Origin of the sequence: Streptomyces sp. NPDC127197, from assembly GCF_042672405.1 — a bacterium.
GTDB classification, from domain to species: Bacteria; Actinomycetota; Actinomycetes; order Streptomycetales; family Streptomycetaceae; genus Streptomyces; species Streptomyces flavusporus.
Window position 1 is genome coordinate 144,955 of the sequence record NZ_JBHXVG010000009.1, and the last position, 19,146, is coordinate 164,100.

Below are 19,146 nucleotides of genomic sequence, written 5' to 3' on the forward strand. Positions count from 1 at the left end.
CCCCCATGTCGGCCCGGTCGCCGCGGTGTTGACGTACCCCTGATCTCGTGACTGACTGTGCGTACACCACACACATCAGGTGAACCGACGGCACCACGGAGGTGCGCCCTGCCGCCACTCCTCCGCTATCCGACCGTCGACGAGCTGGGTGCACGAGCGGCCGCCCTCGTCGCCCGCCACCCCCGTACCGCCCGGCTGCGCCGCATCGGCGTCTCCCGCGCGGGCACCCCGCTGCACCTGCTGTCCCTCGGCCACGGCCGCCGTCAGGCCCTGGTCGTGGCCGGACCGCACGCCAACGAGCCCGTCGGCGGCGCCACCGTCCTGCGGCTGGCCGGGCAGGTGCTCGCCGACCGCAGCCTGACCGAGGGCGCCGACGTCACCTGGAACCTGCTGCTGTGCCTCGACCCCGACGGACTGCGCCGCAACGAAAACTGGCTGGCGGGCCCGTACAGCCTCGAGAAGTACTTCCGGCACTTCTTCCGCCCCGGCTTCCTGGAACAGCCCGAATGGCTGCCCGAGGGCGCGGACGGAGCCGTCCTGCCGGAGACGCGTGCCCTGCTCGCCCTCCAGGACGAACTGAAACCTTTCTTCCAGGGCTCCCTGCACGGTGTCGACATCGGCGGCGGCTTCGTCGAGCTGACCCGCGACCTGCCCGGCCTCGCCCAGCGCGTGGCCCGCGCCGCGGCCCGCTTCGGCATCCCGCGCGAACTCGGTGCCTACGACACCCTGTACTGGCCGAGCCTGGGACCCGCCGTCTACCGGATCCCGTCGCCGCGCCGGGGCGATCTGGCCGCGGCCATCACCGAGGCCGCCGTCGAGTCCACGTGGTACCACCCGCACCGGCACGGCACGGTCACGGCCGTCGTGGAGGCGCCCATGTGGGGCGTGGCGGCCGTGGAGGACGGCTCCGTGCCTGCCGACCCGGACGGGGCGCTGCGCACCGTCAGCCGCACGCTGCGCCACGACACCCTGCTGCTGCGGCGGCTCCTCGCGCGCGTGCGCCCGCATGTCGCCGCGCTCCCGGACGCCGCACGCCTGCTGGCGCCGGTCGACGACTACCTGCTCGTCTGCCCCGGACTCGCCGACGCCTGGGACCCCGACCTGGGCGACCGGGCGCGCCCGCTGCCGCCGCTCAGCAGCGCCCACCTGGCCGCCCTGCGCATCGCCGGGCGGCGCCTTGCCCTGCGGACGGCCGGACTGCTGCACCAGCTCGCCACCGCCACCGGTGACGATCCGGCCGGTGTGCTTTCGGAGCTGGACCCGCTCGTCGACGCGTGGTGCGACGACTACCGTGACGACTGCGGAGCCCGCTGGATCCCCCTGCAGCGCCAGGTCGAGTACCAGTCACAGGTGGTGCTCGACGCGTTCGAACTGGCCCTGCGGCACGCGTCCGCGACCTTCCGTTCGGGTGATTCGGGCTGGGGACCCGAGCCGGTCGTGCCGATGCATCGGGAATGACGCACACCCTCACAGCGAACGTAGTACGGGGCGTTCTGCCGGCGGCCGCACTGCTCGTCGTCGGCGCGACGCCCGCACAGGGGACGGTCCAGGAGGCCCGCACCGCCGACTGGCTCTACCTCACGGTCACCCGGGGCGACGCCCGGTCCGGCGAACCACGAAGCACCCTGCTGCGGTGCGACCCGCCCCAGGGACACCGACGGGCCGCCGAGGCCTGCAACCAGCTCGATGCGGTGGACGGCGACATCGGCCGCATCCCGCTGAAGGACGGCTACTGCCCGATGGTCTACGCGCCTGTGACCGCCCACGCGCGCGGACAGTGGAAAGGACGGCCGATCGAGTACCGGGAGACGTTCACGAACACCTGCGCACTGGCGGCCCGTACCGGTGCGGTGTTCGTGCTGGACCGCTGAGACCGGTGCGGAGAGCTCGGCACGCGCGCGTGGAGCGGCGTCGCGGCGCCTCGGCGGCAGGGCTTCAGCCCGATCGTTCGCGCGCGTGGAGGGCCGCCGCGACGACCGTGCGGGACTGGTGCTCGACTTGGTGCTCCAAGGGCACCCAGCGGGCGCGGAAACGCTCGGCGAAGGCGTCGCTCCACATCGCGACGAGCCGCTCGAGGCGTGGTGCCGCGCGGTCGTCGTTCTCCTGAAGGACCCGCAACAGCATCGCCGCGGCACGCAGCGGCAGCCGGCGGGCGAATGCGTCGACGCTGCCCACATACGCGCGCGTGTGGTCGGCGGGCGGTGTGTGCATCCAGTCCGCGGCCAGCCCCGGCACCAGCTCCAGCGCCCACCTCGCGGCCCGTAACAGGGGCCCGTCGACACCCTCCAGACGCGGCTGCGCCTCGTTAAGCACCCGCTCCACCTCCAGGGTGTCCCGCAGCAGCCGGCTCGCGAGGCGGCGCATCGCCGCGGCCGGCGCCGGATGCGGAGCCGGGTCGTCCACCAGGTCGCTCGCCCACATCGGCACCTCCACGACCGCGGTCAGACCGCCGTAGCGGTGCACGTGGTACCAGGTGCTGCGCCGTGCGTCGTCCGGCATGCTCGGGTACGCCGCACCCGAACCGGGATCCGGCATCACATGCACCCCCGGGCCCGCCGCGGGCCAGCCGGCGGCGTCCGAGGCGCCTGTCTCCACCGGAATGTGCAGCTCCGCCGCCGACTTGGCGAACGGCTCGGCCAGGCCCGGGATGTCCTTCGTCAACTGCACCCAGCTGCCGCCCAGATCGGTCCCGTGCAGGGTCACCTGGAGGTACGGGCGCAGCTCGTCGATGACCCCGGTCAGGGCGCGCGTCTCGGGCGGCAACCGGTCCGGCGGCAGCACGGACGGCGACCACTCCGGCTGCTCCGGGCCCGCGGGCCGGAAGAAGCCGAGGTGGTAGTCGAGCAGGCTGCGCGGCGCCGGCGTCACGTGCAGGCTCGCCCCGTCCGGGTCCGCGCACAGCAGGAAGTGCCAGGACACACCGGAGCGCAACGGGCGTTCGTGCACGACCCGTTCGGCGAGCGCAAGAAGTGTGGAGCCCCCGGTCGGCTCGTTCGCGTGGGCGCCCGCGACGACCAGGACGGCGCGCCGGGCGCGGCCGACGGACAGCAGACGGAGGGGGCGGCCGCCGCGGGAGACGCCGACCTGCCGGAGGACACACAAGCGGGGGTGCTGAGCGGCCAACGCCCGGGCGGACGACACGATTTCGGTCACGGTGGGGTAGCGCAGCTCCGGCAGGAGACTCACCCCCGTCATGTTTCCGCCCGGCTTCGCACCCGCAGTACCGCACGGTCTCCGTGCGGTGTCAAGGACGTCGCGGGGGAGGCGCCAGGGGGCTCCCGGAGGCACGCCGGCCGTGCGAACGGCTCCGGCGCCGAACCCACGGCTCCGCGCGCCCTTCAGCCCACCCTCTCCAGCAGGGCGACCGGCAGTGGCGCGAAAAGGTCGTCCACGCGCGCGTGCCCGGTGAACTCCCGCTCCGGAGCCAGTACGTCGGCCCAGCGGCCCGGCGGCAGCGTCAGCCGCGTGTCACGCCAGCCGCCCGCCTCCGCCAGCCGCAGCGACAGCCGTGTGACGGCGGTGACGACCTCCCCGGAACGCACGTACGCCACACAGTGGGACGCCGCAGGCCCCTCGGCGGTCAGCGGCGCGTACGTGGCCGCGTCCCCGAACACCTCCGGCCGCCGTCTGCGCAGCCGCAGCGCCGCCCCGGTCACCGCGCCCTTGTCGCCAAGATCCCCGGGCGGGAACCCGACGGGCCGGCGATTGTCCGGATCGACCAGCGCGCGGTACTCGCCCTCCGTGCCCTGGTACAGATCCGGCACCCCCGGCATCGTCAGGTGGACCAGCGCGGTGCCGAGCATGTTCGCCCGGATGTACGGCTCCAGCGTGCCGCGGAGGGCGTGCACCCGCTCGCCCGGGGCCCCGCACGGCCCTGCCGCGACGAACGCCGCCACCGCCTCCTCGTACGGGGGCTCCTGTTCCGTCCAGCTCGTGTACAGCCCGGCCTCCCGGATGTGCTTGAGCAGCGCCCACTGCACCCGGTCCGGATCCGCCGGGCCGAGTCCGAACACCGTCTGCCAGGCCGCCCACGCGAGCTGGGCGTCCGGTACGCCCTCGCCCGTGCGGGTCACCTCGGCCAGCGTGTCCGCCCAGCGCTGCGGACACTCGGTGAGCACGGCCAGCGCCGCCCGCATGTCCGCGCTGCGCTTGGTGTCGTGTGTGGACACCACGGTCCCGGTGCCGGGCCAGTCGCGCTGCACGCGCGCGCAGTAGGCGTGGAAGTCCTCCGGGGGCATGGCGGGGCTCCCCGGGTTCCCGCCCACCTCGGTCGCCGACAGCAGCGGCACATAGCGGTAGAACGCCGTGTCCTCCACGGACTTCGCGCGCAGCGCCGATGCCGTCTGCGCGAACCGGGCCCGGAACTCCCGATGCTCCGGACCGTCACCGTGGCGCCCGAGCACCAGGCCGCGCACCACGTCGACCGCGCCGGCCTCCTCGGGCACGACGAAGGCCGCCCGGGCCTGCGCGGCGGCCTCCTCGGTGACGACGGAAGCGGCATCGCCGGACTCGTACGGCCGGTAGACCTGTATCCGCACGAGCAGTTCCCGCAGGGCGGTGTGCAGCGCCCAGGGCGCGCGGTCGCGCAGCGCGGGGTCCGGCGATGTGTCGCAGAGCCGGCTCGCCACCCGGGTCAGCCGGTCCACCTCGGCGGCCAGCTCGTGCTCGAGCACCCGGTACGCGGCGCGGCGCACCGTCGCCTCCCAATTCCCGCCCCGGTCCGTCTGGGGGGCGGCGAACCGCCGGTACTGGCCGAGGAGTTCCCCGGCGCCCGCGGGATCCGTGAACAGGCCGTCGACGTGCCGCAGGGCGTCGTAGCCCGTGGTGCCCGCGACGGGCCACGAGGCCGGCAGGTGCTCCCCGTCCGAGAGGATCTTCTCCACGACCGTCCAGCGGCCGCCGGTCGCCTCGTGCAGGCGCTGCAGGTAGGCGTCGGGATCGGCGAGCCCGTCGGGGTGGTCGATACGCAGCCCGTCCACCACACCGTCGTGCAGGAGCTGCAGGATCTTGGCGTGCGTGGCCTCGAAGACCTCCGGCACCTCCACCCGCAGCCCGATGAGCTCCGAAATGCTGAAGAACCGCCGGTAGTTGAGCTCGGTACGGGCCAGCCGCCACCACACCGGGCGGTACCACTGTGCGTCCAGGAGCTGCGGCAGCGGCAGCTCCTCGGTGCCCTCGCGCAGTGGGAAGGCATGGTCGTGGTAACGCAGGACGTCGCCGTCGACCTCCAGACGGTCGATCTCGGCGCCGAGCGGCTGTCCGAGCACCGGCAGCAGCACCTGACCGCCCTGCGCCTCCCAGTCGATGTCGAACCACCGCGCGTACGGCGACTTGGGTCCCTCCCGCAACACCTCCCACAGGGCGCGGTTGTGCCGCGGGGCCATGGCCATATGGTTCGGCACGATGTCCAGCACCAGCCCCAGCCCGTGCTCCTTCGCGGTACGGGCGAGCGCGCGCAGTCCCTCCTCGCCGCCCAGCTCGGCGCGCACGCGCGCGTGGTCCACGACGTCGTATCCGTGCAGTGAGCCCGGTACGGCCTCCAGGACGGGGGAGAGGTGCAGATGCGAGACGCCGAGCGAGGCCAGGTACGGCACGGCCGCCGCCGCGGCCCCGAACGGGAACTCGGGCTGCAGCTGCAGCCGGTAGGTGGCCGTGGGCACCACCGGGTCAGGACGCTCAGGTGTCATGGAGAGCTACGTACCCGCCCCGCCGGGTTTCCTGTCATCGTCCCCTGCGCGTGAGTGACGAGCACGGCAGCAGCGCTCTCCCGAGCCCACGCCTAGGCCGGCCGCTGCAGCACCGTAAGGCTCCGGTCCGGCAGGGTCAGACGGTCCCCGGCAGCCACCTTCGCGTCCGTGCCGGGCGGCACCGCGTCGGGCCGGGCGGTGTCGACGACGACGTGCCACTGGCGTCCGTGATTGACCGGCACGACGAAGTCCAGCGCCTTGGGCGAGGCGTTGAACATCAGCAGGAAGGAGTCGTCGGTGATGCGCTCCCCGCGCGCACCGGGCTCGGAGATCGCGTTGCCGTTGAGGAACACCGTCAGCGCGGACGCCTGGGCGGACTCCCAGTCCCGCTGGGTCATCTCCCGGCCCTCCGGCGTGAACCACGCGATGTCGGACAGGTCGTCGTGGGTGCCCTCCACGGGCCGTCCGTGGAAGAAGCGCCGCCGGCGGAAGACGGGATGGTCCTTGCGCAGCCACACCATCGCGCGCGTGAAGTCGAACAGGTCGCTGCCGCCCTCGGGCCACGCCACCCAGGACAGCTCGCTGTCCTGGCAGTAGGCGTTGTTGTTGCCGCGCTGGGTGCGGGCGAACTCGTCGCCGTGGCTGATCATCGGCACACCCTGGGACAGCATCAGCGTGGCGATGAAGTTCCGCATCTGCCGGGCCCGCAGCTCCAGCACCGCGGGGTCGTCGGTCTCGCCCTCCGCGCCGCAGTTCCAGGACCGGTTGTGGCTCTCGCCGTCGCGGTTGTCCTCGCCGTTGGCCTCGTTGTGCTTGTGGTTGTACGAGACCAGGTCGTGCAGGGTGAAGCCGTCGTGGCAGGTCACGAAGTTGATGGAGGCAAGCGGGCGGCGGCCGTCGTCCTGGTAGAGGTCCGAGGAGCCCGTGAGACGGGACGCGAACTCCGCGAGCGTGCGCTGCTCGCCCCGCCACAGGTCCCGGACGGTGTCGCGGTACTTGCCGTTCCACTCCGTCCACAGGGGCGGAAAGTTGCCCACCTGGTAGCCGCCCTCGCCCACGTCCCACGGCTCGGCGATCAGCTTCACCTGCGACACGACCGGGTCCTGCTGCACCAGGTCGAAGAACGACGACAGCCGGTCCACCTCGTGGAACTGGCGGGCCAGTGTGGCGGCGAGGTCGAAGCGGAAGCCGTCGACGTGCATCTCGGTGACCCAGTACCGCAGCGAGTCCATGATCAGCTGCAGGACGTGCGGGGACCGCATGAGCAGGGAGTTCCCGGTCCCGGTGGTGTCCATGTAGTAGCGGGGGTCGTCCGCTAGACGGTAGTACGACGGGTTGTCCAGGCCCCGGAAGGACAGCGTGGGACCGAGGTGGTTGCCCTCGGCGGTGTGGTTGTAGACGACGTCCAGGATGACCTCGATCCCGGCCTCGTGCAGCGCGCGCACCGCCGACTTGAACTCCAGGACCTGCTGCCCGCGGTCGCCCCAGGAGGCGTACGCGTTGTGCGGAGCGAAGAAGCCGATGGTGTTGTAGCCCCAGTAGTTGTTCAGACCCATGTCCACCAGACGGTGGTCATTGACGAACTGGTGTACGGGCATGAGCTCCAGGGCGGTCACGCCCAGCCCGGTCAGGTGCTCGATGACCGCCGGATGGGCGAGTGCCGCATAGGTGCCGCGCAGTTCCTCCGGCAGCCCCGGGTGCCGCATCGTCAGGCCCTTCACATGGGCCTCGTAGATCACCGTGTGGTGGTACTCGGTGCGCGGCCGCCGGTCGTCGCCCCAGTCGAAGTACGGGTTCACCACGACCGACGACATGGTGTGCGGGGCGGAGTCCAGGTCGTTGCGCCGGTCGGGTGCGCCGAAGGGATAGCCGTAGACCTCCTCGCCCCACTCGATCGAGCCGCTGACCGCGCGCGCGTACGGGTCGAGCAGGAGCTTCGCGGAGTTGCAGCGCAGACCCCGCTCCGGGGCGTACGGGCCGTGCACGCGAAAGCCGTACCGCTGCCCCGGCATGACGCCCGGCAGGTACGCGTGCCGCACGAACGCGTCGCTCTCCCGCAGCTCCACCGCCGTCTCGGAGCCGTCGTCGTGCAGCAGACACAGCTCTACTCGGTCCGCGGCCTCCGTGAAGACCGCGAAATTGGTGCCGGCGCCGTCGTAGGTGGCGCCGAGCGGATATGCCTCTCCAGGCCAGACCTGCATGGATACGACTCTTCCAGGTGTGCCGCCCCGGTGGGGCCGCCTTGACTCCGAGTCTCCCCGAAAGTGATGGAACCCCCTCCGACTTACTGCCCTCTTACCGATCGACCAGTGCATACCCAGGTATGCCGAACCAGTGGGGCAAACACGTACTCCCAAGGAGACAGGGGGAGTAGGGGGAAAATGTGCGCAAGATAGTGCACCGCCATCTGGGCAAGGTGGTGGCCGGTGCGGCCATTGCGGTGGCGGGTACCGCCGTGATGGTCGGCGTCACGCTGCCCGGTACGGCGGGGGCGGACGACACGGCCGGGGGAACGGCCGGCGGCCAGAGCGCCCAGCAGGCGGCCCAGGGGCCCGGCGAGCAGGGCCAGGCAGCGGTTCCGCCCGGTGTGGTCGAGGAGGCCCCGGCCGAGGGCGAGAAGGGCACGGGCCGGGACCCGCTCACCGACGACGAGATCGAGCAGGCCGAGCGGATCGCCCTCAGCCGGCAGCTGCGGACCTCCGGTGAGGACGTCGACGGGGGCCACGGGCCGCAGCGCCTGGGTGTCGACCTCGCGGACCCGGAGGCCGGCGAACTGGACGACCCGGACGCGCCCCGGCGCGCCGAGGCCACGTTCTACGACTACCGCAACGACACCCTCGTCACCAGGACCGTCAATCTCGAGACGGGGAAGGTCGAGCGGACCGGCACCCAGCAGGGCGTCCAGCCGCCGCTGACCCGCGCCGAGGCCACCGAGGCCGCCAAGCTGCTGATCGCCGATCCACTGGGCGCGGGCCTGAAGGCGGACTACAAGGACGCCACCGGCAGGGAACTCACCTCGCCCGACCAGCTGCTGCTCAACAGCATGGTCTACCGGGCGTCACCCGGCGCCCAGCCTGCCGCACTCGACCAGTGCGGCGAGCACCGCTGTGTGCGGCTGTTCCCCAAGGTGAAGAACGGGTCGTGGATCGACGCCCGTTCCCTGGTGATCGATCTGAGCGCCCGCAAGGTGGCCGAGCTCGACCGCTGAGCCGCCGCGCTCGCGCCGACAGCAAGTCCACTTTTCCAACTTGCTCCGTGCAGCAAGCCTTCCGTAGGGGAGTCACTTCGTCATGCCCGTGATCAGAAACAGCCGTGCCCGCAGGCGGACGGCCCTGGCCCTCGCCGTGGCCGGGCTGGCCGCCGGCACCACGACCGGAGCGGGTCCGGCCGCGGCCCAGCCCAAGGCCGCCCCGGCCCCGGCGGCCGAGTGCAGCGCCGCGTACCGCATCGAGCAGAAGCTCTCGACCGGCACCACCTGGCGCATGTGCTGGCGCTACCACAAGGAGGCCGGCCTCGTCCTGGAGCACATCTCGTACCAGCCGCCGGGCGAGTCCCGGCCCATCAAGGTCCTGGCCACCGCCAAGCTGGGCCAGATCCACGTGCCGTACGACGACGGCAAGAACGAGTACAGCGACCTCACCCAGGCCGGTTTCGCTCAGGGCCTGATGGACCTGGCGCCCGGCGAGTGCCCCGGCGGCACGATCAAGACCGTCCGGGTCCCCGAGGCCTGGGACCCCTCCCGTGAGAACGTCAAGGGCCTGTGCACCACGACCCGTTCGCGTGGCCACGCCTACCGCATGCAGGGCGACGCGGCGAACAAGGTGTTCCAGAAGCAGGGCAAGGACCTGCTCGTCTACACCGTCAACCAGGTCGGCTGGTACGAGTACATCACCGAGTGGCGCTTCCAGGACGACGGCACGATCAACATGAACGTCGGCGCCACCGGCACCCTCGCCCCCGAGGACTACGACGCCGGCGACGGCCGCGGCTGGCCGATCGGCAAGGGCGCCAAGGACTACGCCACCAGCCACAGCCACAACGTCTTCTGGCGGCTCAACTTCAACCTCGACGGCTCCTCCAAGGGGAAGATCGAGCAGTACGACTCCAAGGTCAGCGCGCCCGCGGCAGGCCGCCCGGCACCCACCAACAAGACGACCCGCACCCCGGTCACCAAGGAACTCGCGGGCGACGCCAGGAACATGCGCTGGTGGCGGGTCGTCAGCGCGACCGGCAAGAACAAGGACGGCCACGCCCGTTCGTACGAGATCGTCCCCGGCCCCAGCGCCAAGTACCCCGGGCGCGGCTACACCAAGCACGACGTGTACTTCACCGAGTACAACAAGTGCGAGCAGTTCGCCAGCGACAACCTGCCCAACTGCGGCGCCGGCCACGGAAAGTCCGTCGACAGGTGGGTCGACGGACAGGCCCTCAAGCACCCCGTGGTCTGGGTGAACATCGGCTTCCACCACATCGCGCGCGACGAGGACCAGCAGCCCATGCCGGTCCACTGGCAGGGCCTGTCCATCGCCCCGCGTGACGTGACCGCTATGAATCCGCTCACGCCGGCAGAGCTGGCCGATCAGAACGGGCACGTGGAATAAGGAAGTTGGGAAACGAGCCTGTCCATCCGGCTGCACCGCCGACCGCTCCCGGAGTACCCTTCCTTGATCGTTGAGACGGGGAGTGCTCGGGGGAGCGGAAGGCGGTGCGCGGGTGGGCTCGGGAGGGCTGGAGCTGCCCCCTGGTGACGAGGGTCACGAGGGGAACTCCACAGACGTCCCGCCCGGCACGGTGTCCCTGGCCCGGCCGATGGAGACCCACTCCATCGGCCCCGAACTGGACTGGGACGCCGACGCCTGGCGCGAGGTGCGTACGCGCGCCCAGCGGGCCGGCCGCGCCTACATCTGGCTGAACCTCGTCGAACAGCGGCTGCGCGCGGTCGTGGCCGCGGTGCTGCGCCCCATCTACGAACCCGTCCACGGCGACGAGTGGGTGGTCGCCGCGGCCGGGCCGGCCGGGCAGGAGTGGGTGCAGCGCGCGGTCGCCGTGCGAGAAGTCAGCCGCCGCAAGGGCTACTTGCTCGACCCGGCCGACGACAACGTCCTCAGCTTCCTCACGCTGCCGCAGCTGCGCGAGCTGATGGTGCAGCACTGGCCGTGCTTCGAGCCGTACATCGACGAGCGCCGGGACGTCGAGCTGGCGCTGGACGAGCTCGAGGTCACCCGGAACGTCGTCTCGCGCAACCGCGCTCTGTCCGAGGCGGTGCTGAACCAGGCCGAGCGGGCCTCGGCGCGCCTCCTCGAGATCCTCGGCACGGGCGGCGACGTGCCGTCGGCGCGCAGGCTGCCGGTCGACGCGGTCGAGGACCTGGTCGGTGACCGGTACGCGGACGTGGTCGCCGTGCACTCCGACCGGGTGCGGCTGCTGCGCCAGTTCCCGGCCGAGGACATCTTCGGCGGGGCACGCCGGCTCGACGCCATCGGGATCGGCCTCAACCTGCTCGTGCAGAACTTCTCCGGCCGGCGGCTCGTGCGCCTCGCGGAGGCTGGATGCCGGGTGCGGCTGCTGTTCCTGAACCCGGCCTCCAGCGCGGTGAAGCGGCGCGAGCGTGAGCTCGGCATCAAGCGGGGTGAGCTGAGCCGCGCGATCGAGATGAACATCCTGCACATGCGCCGGGTGCGGTCCAGGCTGCGTGACCCGGGCGCCTTCGAGATCCAGGTCTTCGACGAGACGCCCCGCTTCACGGCGTATCTCGTGGACGGCGACGGTTCCGACGGCATCGCGGTCGTGCAGTCCTATCTGCGGCGGACGCGAGGGCTGGAGGCGCCGGTCCTGGTGCTGCGCAACGGCAGCAGGGTGGTCAAGTCGGACGAGATCGACGAAGGCGGGCTTTTCCCGACGTATCGCGAGGAGTTCGAGCTCATGTGGGCGGATTCGCGGCCGGTGTCCTGACCTGTCCCGCCACAGAAGCGGAATGCGGTCCTCTGATTGTCAGTGGCGCATGGGAAGGTGGAGACCACTGGGGGAACGCACCACCAAGAAGGGGGGCCGCCCATGGGCTGGCACCGGGAGCTGCTGATCGGCTTCGACCTGGAGACGACCGGGACGGATCCGCGCGAGGCGCGCATCGTCACGGGGGCCGTGATCGAGGTCAGGGACGGGCAGCCCATAGGGCACAAGGAATGGCTGGCGGATCCGGGCGTGGAGATCCCGGCGGACGCGGTGGCGGTCCATGGGATCAGCAACGAGCGCGCGGCCGCCGATGGCCGCCCCGCCGACCAGGTGGCGGACGCCATCGCGGACGTCCTCGTGGCGTACTGGAAGACGGGCGTGCCGGTCGTCGCCTACAACGCGGCCTTCGATCTGAGCCTGCTCTCCGCCGAGCTGCGGCGGTACGCACTGCCGTCCCTGCGTGACCGCCTGGGAGGCCTGGACCCGGCCCCCGTCATCGACCCGTACACCATCGACCGCTGGGCCGACCGCTACCGCCGCGGCAAGCGCAACCTCGAAGCGGTCTGCCGGGAGTACGGCATCACACTCGACTCCGCACACGACGCCTCCGCCGACGCCCTCGCCGCGGCCCGGCTGGCCTGCGCGATAGCCACCCGCCACCCCAAGATCGCGGCCCTCGGCCCGGCGGAACTGCACCGCCGCCAGATCGAGTGGTACGCCGAGTGGGCGGCGGACTTCCAGAGCTTCCTGCGCCGCAAGGGCGACGCGACCGCGGTGGTCGACGGGACATGGCCACTTAGGGAGCCGGCTGGGGAGCCGGTGGCGGGCGAGGCGATCTGAGGTCCGGTCAGGTAACGCCCTGAAGGGGCGCGGGGAACTGCGCGACCAGCCACACACGACCCGCAGTCGCCGTGCTACGCGCAGCCCCCAAGCCGTAGGCGCTCAGAACGAATACCACCGCACCGTCTCGTCCCCCTCCCGCAACGAAGCCACCCGCCGCCGAAACTCGATCAACGCCTTCGGATTGCTGGGCGCATGCTGAGCCACCCACGCACAACTGGCCGTCTCCCGCGCGCCGCGCAGCACCGAACACCCCTCCCACTCCCGCACATCCCAGCCATATGTCTCGACAAACGAGTCGTAAGCCGCCGCAGGCACCCCGTACCGGTCCCGGGAAAGCACCATGACCACCAGATCGTGCTCACGCAGATCGGCGGAGAAGGTCTCCAGGTCGACCAGGGCAGGACCGTCGGGCCCGACATGGACGTTCCGAGGGAGCGCGTCCCCGTGAATGGGCCCCGGCGGCAGATGAGGCGGCAGCCCACCCGCTGCCGCCGCGAACCCGTCCCGCCGCTCACGCAGATACGCCGCGTCCGCCGGATCGATCGCGTCGCCCGCCAGCCGCAGCCAGCGCTCCACGCCGCCCAGCAGCTCACGGGGCGGCAGCTCGAAGAAGGGCGTGGGAAGGGCGTGCACGACCCGTAGCAGTTCGGCCAGATCCCGTGGCTCGGCGGGCCGTACCGGATCGGGCAGCCGGTGCCACACGGTCACCGGGTGCCCCTCCACCAGCAGCGCCTCGCGTTCGGCCGCCCGCACCGCCGGTATGCCCGCCTCGGCCAGCCACACCGCGATGTCCAGTTCGCGCCGCGCCCGGTCGAAAAGCTCCGCGTCACGGCCCACCTTGACGACCAGGTCACCGGCGGCGAACACCGCGTTCTCGCCCAGGGCGAGCAGCCGGGCGTCCGGCGCCGGACCGGGCAGTACCCCCGCCGCGGCCAGTACGTCCCGCGCCCGTGCCTCGTCCATCGTCCGCCTCCGTGTCCCCCGGCTGTCCTGATCCCCCCACCGCCCGCCAGTGTCGCATTCCCACAGGTCGGACGGGCGTGGGGCCGTCACGTGGAAAATCCGTTGCCCGCCCCACCCCGGCCCGCCTAGCGTGCCGTACGTGGGACCCAACGCGATCTTCATCTCCGGTCACGGCCGGGGCTGCACGTACTCCGTCCGGATGCGCCGCGGCCCCGGTGCCCTGACCGGCCCGGGGAGCAACACACGCTGACGCCCGCACGTCAGCGACTCCTCCATTTCTTCGTCTCCCGGTCGGGGCCTTCGTCTGCCCGTTTCCCGTCACGGAAGACAAGGACCGCAGGCCATGGGCCGCTCCACCCGCGTTTCCCGCGCGCTCTCACAGAACTTCCTCACCGACCGCGCTGCCGCCGCACGCCTCGCCCAACTCGCCGTCCCGCGCCGCAAAGAGAGCCCTCTGCTGCTCGAAGTAGGCGCGGGCAACGGCGCGTTGACCGAGTTGCTCGCGCCGCGCTGCCGCGAACTGCACGCGTACGAGATCGACCCACGACTCGTCCCCGCCCTACGAGCCCGCTTCACGGGCGCACCCCAGGTCCGCATCATCGGCGACGACTTCCTCACCGCTCGTCCCCCGCGCACTCCCTTCTCCGTCGCAGGCAACGTTCCCTTCTCCCGCACCGCCGCCATCGTGGACTGGTGCCTGCGGGCACCCGCCCTCACCGACGCCACGCTCCTCACCCAGCTCGAGTACGCCCGCAAACGCACCGGCGACTACGGAAGCTGGACCCGGCTGACGATCCTGACCTGGCCGCGGCACGAGTGGCGGCTGGTCGGCCGGGTCGGGCGGCACAGTTTCCGGCCCGTGCCACGCGTGGACGCCGGGATCGTACGGATCGAGCGGCGCCGCACCCCACTGCTCGCCACCGGCACCTACGACAGCTGGCGGCGCCTGGTCGAGCTGGGCTTCTCCGGAGTCGGCGGCTCGCTGCACGCGTCGCTGCGCCGGGCCCACCCGAGGCGGCGGGTCGACGCGGCGTTCCGCGTGGCGCGCCTCGACCCAGGGGTCCTCGTCGGCGAGGTGCCGCCGGGGGCGTGGCTGAGGCTGCACGAGGTGCTGGCCCCGTGAAACCAAGTTGCACGAGACGTATCGTCTCGCCTATGGTCTTGGTCATGACCCATATCGCCATGTTCTCCATCGCCGCCCACGGCCACGTGAACCCGAGCCTCGAGGTGATCCGCGAGCTCGTCGCGCGCGGGCACCGGGTGACGTATGCGATCCCCCCGGTGTTCGCGGAGAAGGTCGCCGAGACCGGTGCCGAGGTGAAGCTCTGGAACTCGACGCTGCCCTCGCCCGACGACGACCCGGAGGCGTGGGGTACCACGCTGCTGGACAACGTCGAGCCCTTCCTCGACGACGCCATCCAGGCGCTGCCGCAGCTGATCGAGGCGTACGAGGGCGACGAGCCGGACCTCGTCCTGCACGACATCGCCTCCTACCCGGCCCGGGTCCTCGCCCACCGCTGGGGCGTGCCCGCGATCTCCCTCTCACCGAACCTGGTCGCCTGGGACGGCTACGAGGAGGAGGTCGCCGAGCCGATGTGGGAGGAGCCGAAGAAGACCGAGCGCGGCCGGGCCTACTACGCCCGCTTCCAGGGCTGGCTGGAGGAGAACGGGATCACCCAGCATCCCGATCCGTTCGCCGGCCGGCCGGCCCGTTCCCTCGTTCTGATCCCCAAGGCGCTGCAGCCCAACGCCGACCGGGTCGACGAGTCCGTGCACACCTTCGTCGGCGCCTGCCAGGGCGACCGCAGCGCGGAGGGCGACTGGCAGCGGCCCGCCGACGCCGAGAAGGTCGTGCTCGTCTCGCTCGGGTCGGCCTTCACCAAGCAGCCCGACTTCTACCGGGAGTGCGTCAAGGCGTTCGGTGAGCTGCCGGGCTGGCACCTGGTGCTCCAGATCGGCAAGCACGTGGACCCGGCCGAGCTGGGGGACGACGTACCCGAGAATGTCGACGTGCGCTCCTGGGTCCCGCAGCTGGCGATCCTCAAGCAGGCCGACCTGTTCGTCACGCACGCCGGTGCGGGCGGCAGCCAGGAGGGCATGGCCACGGCCACTCCGATGATCGCCGTACCGCAGGCCGTCGACCAGTTCGGCAACGCGGACATGCTGCAGGCGCTCGGTGTCGCCCGCCACGTCCCGGCGGAGCAGGCCACCGCGGAAACCCTGCGCGAGACGGCCCTTGCGCTCGTCGACGACCCGGAGGTGGCCCGTCGGCTGACGGACCTCCAGGCGGAGACGGCGAAGGAGGGCGGTACACAGCGGGCCGCCGACCTCATCGAGGCCGAACTCCGGAAGTAGCAGGCATGACTGAGGGTCCGTTGGTTCCCCTGGAGAACCAACGGACCCTTATTGCAAGGGGGCAGGGTCAGACCCCCACCCGCTCCCCTTCCACCGCCGGCGGCCGCGGCTGCGCCACCGCCTCGGCGGACTCGTCGTGCGTGAGGTCCGGCAGCCGGTGCAGCCACTTCGGCAGGTACCAGTTGCGCTCACCGAGCAGCGCCATCACCGCCGGCAGCAGCACACCCCGGATGATCGTCGCGTCGATCAGCACCGCGGCCGCCAGGCCCACGCCCATCTGCTTCATGGACTGCATGGACAGCGTCCCGAAGATCGCGAACACGGCGACCATGATGACCGCGGCGCTGGTGACGACACCGGCCGTGGTGACCACTCCGTGCTGGATCGCGTCCTTCGTCGTACGGCCGCGCAGCCGCGCCTCGCGGATCCGCGAGACCACGAACACGTGGTAGTCCATCGACAGTCCGAACAGGATCACGAACAGGAACAGCGGCAGCCAGCTGACGATGGCACCGACGCCCTCCGCGCCCACCAGCGAGGCACCCCAGCCGTGCTGGAAGACGGCGACCAGGATGCCGTACGCCGCACCCACCGACAGCAGGTTCAGCACGATCGAGGTGATCGCGACGGTGAGCGAGCGGAACGACAGCAGCATCAGCACGAAGGCGAAGACCACGACGAACGCGAAGACCGGGATGACGGCTCCGCCCAGTTGGTCGTTGAAGTCCTGCGAGCCGGCGACCTGTCCGGTGATCGGCGCCTCGACGCCGTCGACCTTGCCGAGCGTGGCCGGGCGTACCTCGTCGCGCAGCATGTCCAGGCTTGCGCCCGCCTTGTCGAGGTCGGAGCCGCCGACCAGCGGGACGTACACGAAGGCGATGTTCTTGTCGTCGTGCAGCTTGATCTCCACCGGGCCGCGCGAGGCGCCCGAACTGACCGCCCGTTCACGGAAGTCGGCGAGCGCGGACGTCACCTCGGGAGCGTTGATGTCGTCGGCCTTGACGACCACCTCGGCCGGCTCGGCACCGCCCGGGAAGGCCTCGTTGACGCGGTTGTACGTCGCCACGATGGGCAGCGAGTCGCCGAACTCCTGGTCCAGCGTCAGGTTCTGCGTCTTCATGCCGACCGCGGGAGCCGCGACGGCGAGCAGAGCGCCGGTTGCGACGACGACCGAGAGGACGGGCCGGGCGAGCACACCCTTGAGCACGGCCGTCCAGAACCGGCTCTCACGGTTGCCGCGCCCACGCTTGCGACGGAGCCGGCTCTCCGGGTGCAGGAAGGGGACCTTGCCCTTCTCGACCCGCTCGCCCAGCAGCGAAAGGAGCGCGGGCAGGACGGTGACGGACCCGACCATGGCGACCGCCACGACCATCAGCGAGGCCAGGCCCATCGCCTCGAACTCGGCGAGCCCGGTGAACAGCATGCCCGCCATCGCCACGCACACCGTGACACCGGAGACGATGATCGCGCGGCCGCTGGTGGCGGCGGCGACCCTGAGGGCGGTCTGCGCGTCCCGGCCGGCCTCGCGCTCCTCACGCTCCCGGCGCAGGTAGAACAGGCAGTAGTCGACACCGACGGCCAGGCCGACCAGCAGCATCACGGAGTTCGCGGTCTCGCTCATGGGCATCACATGGCTGACGACGCCCATCAGGCCCATCGTCGCCATGATCGCGGTGACCGCCAGCAGCACCGGCAGCAGGGCCGCCACCAGCGCGCCGAAGGCGATGAGCAGAATGCCGAGGGCCACCGGCACCGCGGAGTACTCGGCCTTCTGGAAGTCGTCCCCGAACGCGTCGTCGAACGTCTTCATCATGCTCGCGCCGCCGATCTCCTCGATCCGCAGCGACTCGTGGTCCTTCTGGACGTCCTCGACGGCCTTCAGCACGGGCTCCACGCGCTCGCCCGCGGTGTCGGCCTCGCCGCGCATGTCGAACTGCACCAGCGCGCTGCGGCCGTCCTTCGAGATCGTGTTCGTGTCGTACGGCGACGTCACGTCCGTGACCTTGCCGGTGCCCTCGACCGCCTGGACGACCGCGGTGACGGCGGCCCGGAACTCGCTGTCCGTGGCCTTGAGCGAGCCGTCCTTCGCCTGGATCAGGACCGTCTCACTGGCCGGCTCGTTGATCCCGGCGTCCTCGACGATCTTGGCGGCGGTGTGTGTCTCGCCCTTCAGCTGGTCGCTGTCCTTGACGTCGACCCGGCCCGCCGCCGAACCGAGCCCCATCGCCAGGACGACGAACAGCACCCAGATTCCAACGGCCGCCCATCGGTGCCGGGCGCTCCAGCCGCCTGCCCGGGCGGCGAGTCCCCGCACCCGTGTTTCTCCGTTCCCCATGACGGGCTGCCCCCTCGTGAGCGGTGGCGGCCCCCTGCCGCCACCTTTCGCTTCGAAGGTATGGGCTGGATAAAGCCATCTCGTCGTGCTGCCCGGTGAAGCGCTGGGAGCCCGGATCATCCCAACGGCCCCCCTCCTCTCACCACTGGGTAGGACAGCGGCCCCTTACAACTAACGGGAGATGTCCGGGCCTGTGGCAGGGATCCCCTTCGCGCCCTTTGTGATTACGAAACCTTGTTGAACAAGTCACAGGTGCGTGTAGGTGTTGATCCGGGCCCGCCCATCGGCCAGAGTTTCGCGCAGCCCGCACCACAGGGACGCGGCCGTCGTGCCCGCCCCCACGGGGCACGACGGCCGCTTATGGTGTGCGGGTGACGACGACGTATGCGGCGCTGCTGCGCGGAATCAACGTGGGCGGCGCCAAGAAGATGCCGATGGCCGAACTGCGCACCCTCATGGAGGGCCTCGGCTACGACGGCGTACGCACGTATCTGCAGAGCGGCCAGGCCGTGTTCGCGAGCGAGCACGGCGACGAGGAGTCCCTGGCCGCCGAACTCACCCGGTCCATCGAGCGGAAGTTCGGCTTCGCGGTCGAGGTGATCGTGCGTGACCACGCCTACCTGAAGGCGATAGCCGAGGACTGCCCCTTCCCGGCCGCCGACCTGGAGGCCAAGCAGCTCCACGTCACCTACTTCTCCGCGCCCGTCGACGCCGAGCGCTTCGCGGAGATCGACCAGGCCGCCTTCCTCCCCGAGGAGTTCCGGCTCGGCGACCGCGCCCTGTACCTGTACGCACCGAACGGCCTCGGCCGGTCCAAGCTCGGCGAGTACCTGGCCAGACCGCGGCTGAACAAGGGCGTGATCGCCACGACCCGGAACTGGAACACGGTCCTCAAGCTGGTGGAGCTCACCGAGCCGACAGCAGGGTGACCGTCCGCAGCAGCGCCCTGAAGGGGCGCGGGGCTGTGCCGATATGCGGCTCCGCCGCGATGGGGGTCCCCCCGCTCGAGCG

General features: G+C 71.3%; 13 protein-coding genes and 1 pseudogene. 9 read left to right on the forward strand and 5 right to left on the reverse strand.

What is annotated here, in order from left to right; translation table 11 throughout:
* Window positions 1-57: 57 nt before the first annotated feature.
* The gene (locus ACFVJQ_RS16795; protein ID WP_385509608.1) at window positions 58-1,458 is read left to right on the forward strand and encodes a M14 family zinc carboxypeptidase; all 1,401 of its coding nucleotides are present in this window, start codon (window positions 58-60) and stop codon (window positions 1,456-1,458) included.
* Window positions 1,455-1,871, forward strand: a complete 417-nt coding sequence (locus tag ACFVJQ_RS16800; protein WP_385784514.1) for an SSI family serine proteinase inhibitor — start codon at window positions 1,455-1,457, stop codon at window positions 1,869-1,871. Before ACFVJQ_RS16795 ends, ACFVJQ_RS16800 begins: the two co-directional genes overlap by 4 nt.
* Window positions 1,872-1,935: 64 nt before the next feature.
* Here ACFVJQ_RS16800 and ACFVJQ_RS16805 read toward each other — a convergent pair whose 3' ends face one another.
* From ACFVJQ_RS16805 to glgX, 3 genes are all read right to left on the reverse strand, one after another.
* Window positions 1,936-3,186, reverse strand: a complete 1,251-nt coding sequence (locus tag ACFVJQ_RS16805; RefSeq protein ID WP_385509610.1) for a M14 family zinc carboxypeptidase — start codon at window positions 3,184-3,186, stop codon at window positions 1,936-1,938.
* 152 nt (window positions 3,187-3,338) lie between these two features.
* On the reverse strand, window positions 3,339-5,687 hold the full coding sequence (treY, locus tag ACFVJQ_RS16810) for a malto-oligosyltrehalose synthase (protein WP_385509611.1): 2,349 nt from the start codon (window positions 5,685-5,687) through the stop codon (window positions 3,339-3,341).
* Between the two features lie 92 nt (window positions 5,688-5,779).
* A complete protein-coding gene (gene glgX, locus ACFVJQ_RS16815) occupies window positions 5,780-7,888 on the reverse strand; it encodes a glycogen debranching protein GlgX (RefSeq protein ID WP_385784518.1) in 2,109 nt (702 codons plus the stop codon).
* 182 nt (window positions 7,889-8,070) lie between these two features.
* On the opposite strand from glgX, the gene ACFVJQ_RS16820 reads away from it, so the two are divergent.
* The 4 genes from ACFVJQ_RS16820 (at window position 8,071) to ACFVJQ_RS16835 (ending at window position 12,479) form a co-directional block, all read left to right on the forward strand.
* Window positions 8,071-8,895: a Tat pathway signal sequence domain protein gene (locus ACFVJQ_RS16820; RefSeq protein WP_385784521.1), complete on the forward strand. Its 825-nt coding sequence runs from the start codon at window positions 8,071-8,073 to the stop codon at window positions 8,893-8,895.
* 82 nt (window positions 8,896-8,977) lie between these two features.
* Complete coding sequence (locus tag ACFVJQ_RS16825; protein WP_385509615.1) at window positions 8,978-10,288, forward strand: copper amine oxidase; 1,311 nt, start codon at window positions 8,978-8,980, stop codon at window positions 10,286-10,288.
* A gap of 112 nt (window positions 10,289-10,400) precedes the next feature.
* Window positions 10,401-11,639, forward strand: a complete 1,239-nt coding sequence (locus tag ACFVJQ_RS16830) for an SAV2148 family HEPN domain-containing protein (protein WP_385509617.1) — start codon at window positions 10,401-10,403, stop codon at window positions 11,637-11,639.
* A 102-nt stretch (window positions 11,640-11,741) separates the two neighbouring features.
* Complete coding sequence (locus tag ACFVJQ_RS16835) at window positions 11,742-12,479, forward strand: 3'-5' exonuclease (RefSeq protein ID WP_385509618.1); 738 nt, start codon at window positions 11,742-11,744, stop codon at window positions 12,477-12,479.
* Between the two features lie 102 nt (window positions 12,480-12,581).
* On the opposite strand, the gene ACFVJQ_RS16840 is transcribed toward ACFVJQ_RS16835, so the two are convergent.
* Window positions 12,582-13,445, reverse strand: a complete 864-nt coding sequence (locus tag ACFVJQ_RS16840; RefSeq protein WP_385784525.1) for a phosphotransferase enzyme family protein — start codon at window positions 13,443-13,445, stop codon at window positions 12,582-12,584.
* Between the two features lie 343 nt (window positions 13,446-13,788).
* Here ACFVJQ_RS16840 and erm point away from each other — a divergent pair, with 343 nt between their 5' ends.
* On the forward strand, window positions 13,789-14,568 hold the full coding sequence (gene erm, locus ACFVJQ_RS16845; protein ID WP_385509620.1) for an ErmE/ErmH/ErmO/ErmR family 23S rRNA (adenine(2058)-N(6))-methyltransferase: 780 nt from the start codon (window positions 13,789-13,791) through the stop codon (window positions 14,566-14,568).
* Between the two features lie 7 nt (window positions 14,569-14,575).
* Window positions 14,576-15,800: pseudogene (mgt, locus tag ACFVJQ_RS16850) on the forward strand (macrolide-inactivating glycosyltransferase).
* A gap of 67 nt (window positions 15,801-15,867) precedes the next feature.
* Here the strand turns inward: mgt and ACFVJQ_RS16855 are convergent.
* Window positions 15,868-18,135, reverse strand: coding sequence for an MMPL family transporter (locus tag ACFVJQ_RS16855; protein ID WP_385784527.1), 2,268 nt, complete (start codon window positions 18,133-18,135; stop codon window positions 15,868-15,870).
* A 371-nt stretch (window positions 18,136-18,506) separates the two neighbouring features.
* Here ACFVJQ_RS16855 and ACFVJQ_RS16860 point away from each other — a divergent pair, with 371 nt between their 5' ends.
* Window positions 18,507-19,064: a DUF1697 domain-containing protein gene (locus ACFVJQ_RS16860; protein WP_385784530.1), complete on the forward strand. Its 558-nt coding sequence runs from the start codon at window positions 18,507-18,509 to the stop codon at window positions 19,062-19,064.
* Window positions 19,065-19,146 lie beyond the last annotated feature (82 nt).

Coding starts and splice junctions, on each gene's coding strand:
- ACFVJQ_RS16800 (WP_385784514.1), top strand. CDS start 1,455: ATGACGCACACCCTCACAGCGAACGTAGTACGGGGCGTTCTGCCGGCG.
- glgX (WP_385784518.1), bottom strand. CDS start 7,888: ATGCAGGTCTGGCCTGGAGAGGCATATCCGCTCGGCGCCACCTACGAC.
- treY (WP_385509611.1), bottom strand. CDS start 5,687: ATGACACCTGAGCGTCCTGACCCGGTGGTGCCCACGGCCACCTACCGG.
- ACFVJQ_RS16840 (WP_385784525.1), bottom strand. CDS start 13,445: ATGGACGAGGCACGGGCGCGGGACGTACTGGCCGCGGCGGGGGTACTG.
- ACFVJQ_RS16835 (WP_385509618.1), top strand. CDS start 11,742: ATGGGCTGGCACCGGGAGCTGCTGATCGGCTTCGACCTGGAGACGACC.
- ACFVJQ_RS16855 (WP_385784527.1), bottom strand. CDS start 18,135: ATGGGGAACGGAGAAACACGGGTGCGGGGACTCGCCGCCCGGGCAGGC.
- erm (WP_385509620.1), top strand. CDS start 13,789: ATGGGCCGCTCCACCCGCGTTTCCCGCGCGCTCTCACAGAACTTCCTC.
- ACFVJQ_RS16825 (WP_385509615.1), top strand. CDS start 8,978: ATGCCCGTGATCAGAAACAGCCGTGCCCGCAGGCGGACGGCCCTGGCC.